We start from the raw sequence: 478 nt of genomic DNA, 5'->3' as shown, positions 1-478 counted from the left end.
AGGTATATACTTAAGAGGTGATGTAAGGCGTTCAACTCATTCGTGGTGCTCAGAAGTCTTATTTGGTGGTAGCAGAAATAATCAAAGACTAAAATATTGAAAGATTGATTTTTTTGATAATCCATAAACTAAGCTTTTTAAGAATTATGTTCTTTTGTAAAACAATTCTCAAAAGACCAACAAATATCATCATGCAAACTTCCTTCAAAGACCTTTTGCAGACTGAGCTCAAAAGCTTGGTTGAACTAAAACATTCTGAGCGACCATGGCACATGCCACTGATTGCGGCTTTTGTGCTAGTATAGCTTTGTTTTCGGGTTTGTATTTAGGTCAATTGAGTAATGGACTATTAGTTTGTTTGGGAGGTCATGTGATTTTGTATATGCCCTCGTTGCCCTTAACCAATCGAATGATTACGATGATTGTATGTTCTTTTGGGATGGTCTTGTCTTTTACAGTAGGTATCGCTTTTAGTTTA

Annotated in this window: 1 pseudogene; it reads left to right on the top strand. The window is 35.6% G+C overall.

Annotated elements, in window-relative coordinates:
• Positions 1-265 precede the first annotated feature (265 nt).
• Positions 266-478 (top strand): annotated as a pseudogene (locus tag BWI92_RS26425) (hypothetical protein); the annotation flags it as partial.

It is taken from the genome of Flectobacillus sp. BAB-3569 (genome assembly GCF_002270355.1).
In the GTDB taxonomy this organism is placed as follows: domain Bacteria; phylum Bacteroidota; class Bacteroidia; order Cytophagales; family Spirosomataceae; genus Flectobacillus; species Flectobacillus roseus.
Note: the sequence above shows the minus strand (reverse complement) of the source record. Positions and strands in the feature narration are given on the sequence as shown.